The organism is Novosphingobium naphthalenivorans NBRC 102051 (assembly GCF_001590985.1).
Classification (GTDB): Bacteria; Pseudomonadota; Alphaproteobacteria; order Sphingomonadales; family Sphingomonadaceae; genus Novosphingobium; species Novosphingobium naphthalenivorans.
Window position 1 is genome coordinate 1 of sequence record NZ_BCTX01000185.1, and the last position, 1,770, is coordinate 1,770.

At 67.1% G+C, this 1,770-nt stretch carries 2 protein-coding genes; both read left to right on the plus strand.

The window, feature by feature from the left end; translation table 11 throughout:
* A partial coding sequence (gene tnpC, locus NN5_RS24575; RefSeq protein ID WP_067739323.1) for an IS66 family transposase occupies positions 1-1,455 on the plus strand: 1,455 nt, incomplete at its 5' end.
* Positions 1,452-1,770 (plus strand): plasmid pRiA4b ORF-3 family protein (locus NN5_RS24580; protein WP_169801059.1); only part of this gene is annotated, 319 nt, incomplete at its 3' end. The genes tnpC and NN5_RS24580, both read left to right, overlap by 4 nt.

The following is a 1,770-nucleotide window of genomic DNA, read 5'->3' on the forward strand; positions in this document are numbered from 1 at the left end:
GCCGAGCGCAGCCGTCGGCTTCTCGACCAGCTTGAGCTTCAGCTGGAAGACCTCGAGGCCGATGCCTGCGAGGATGATCTGGTCGCCGAAGTCGCCGCAGCGAAGACAGCCGACGTCGCCGCCTTCGCGCGCAAGCGGCCAAGCCGCAAGCCGTTCCCCGAACATCTCCCGCGCGAGCGCGTCGTCATTCCCGCACCGTGTTCGTGCCCGTCCTGCGGCGGCGCGCGCCTGTCGAAGCTGGGCGAGGACGTGACCGAGACGCTCGAAGTGATCCCGCGCCAGTGGAAGGTGATCCAGACGGTCCGCGAGAAGTTCTCCTGTCGGGATTGCGAGACGATCACGCAGCCTCCGGCGCCGTTCCATGTCGTGCCGCGCGGATGGGCTGGGCCCAGTTTCCTCGCCATGCTCCTGTTCGAGAAGTATGGCCAGCACCAGCCCCTCAACCGCCAGGCCGAGCGCTTCGCCCGCGAAGGCGTTGCGCTCAGCACCTCGACGCTGGCCGACCAGGTGGGCGCGGCGAGCTTCGCCCTGATGCCGCTCTATCTAAGGATCGAGGCCCATGTCCTGGCCGCCCGGCGGCTGCATGGCGACGATACGACCGTGCCGGTCCTGGCCAAGGGCAAGACCGATACCGCGCGCCTGTGGGTCTACGTCCGCGATGACCGGCCCTTTGCCGGCAGCGATCCGCCTGCAGCCCTGTTCCACTATTCCCGCGACCGGCGCGGCGAGCATCCTCGGGCGCACCTGGCGTCCTGGGCAGGGATTCTGCAGGCCGATGCCTATGGCGGCTACAACGAGCTCTACGCTTCCGGCCGCCAGCCTGCGCCCGTGATCGAGGCCGGCTGCTTTGCGCACGCGCGGCGCAAGTTCTTCGAACTGGCTGACGTCGAGGCCGCCGCGCGCAGGAAGAGCCGCGGTGAGCGTACCGGCATGATCTATCCGATCGCGCTGGAAGCCGTGCAGCGCCTTGATGCCCTGTTCGAGATCGAGCGTGACATCAATGGCAAGGCGCCCGAAGAGCGTGTCGCCGTCCGGCAGGACCTCAGCGCACCGCTGATGGCGGATCTGCACGCCTGGCTCACCGCCCAACTCGCGAAGCTCTCGCGCAGCCACGATCTGGCCAAGGCGATAAACTACATGCTCCGGCGCTGGGGGGCCTTCACCCGCTTCCTGGAAGATGGCCGGATCTGCCTCACGAACAACGCGGCCGAGCGGGCGCTGCGCTGCGTGCCCCTCGGGCGCAAGGCATGGTTGTTCTGCGGCTCCGATCGCGGCGGACAGCGCGCCGCCGTGCTCTACTCGCTGATCCAGACCGCCCGGCTCAACGACGTCGATCCGCAAGCCTGGCTGACCGACGTCCTCGCACGCATCGCCGAGCATCCCGTCAACCGGATCGACGAACTGCTTCCCTGGAACTGGCAAGTCCGGCCCGGAGTGCTATCGCAGGTGGCATGACCGCCCGATCGACAGACAGGCCCACAGCCATCGACAGTTTCCTGCAGATCGCAACGCTGCGCATCGAGCTTGAGGACAGCGATCCGCCGATCTGGCGCTTGGTCGAAGTGCCGACCTCGGTCACTCTCAAGGTCCTGCACGACATCGCCCAGGCCGCGATGGGATGGTTCGACTACCATCTCTGGGAGATGCGCATCGACGGCCAGACTTATGGCCTGCCAATGGAAGACGACTGGGGAACAGCTCCGCGCAAGATTGCCGCGCGCATCCGCCTGCGCGACGTACTCGCTCCCGGCACAACCACGATCGCGTATT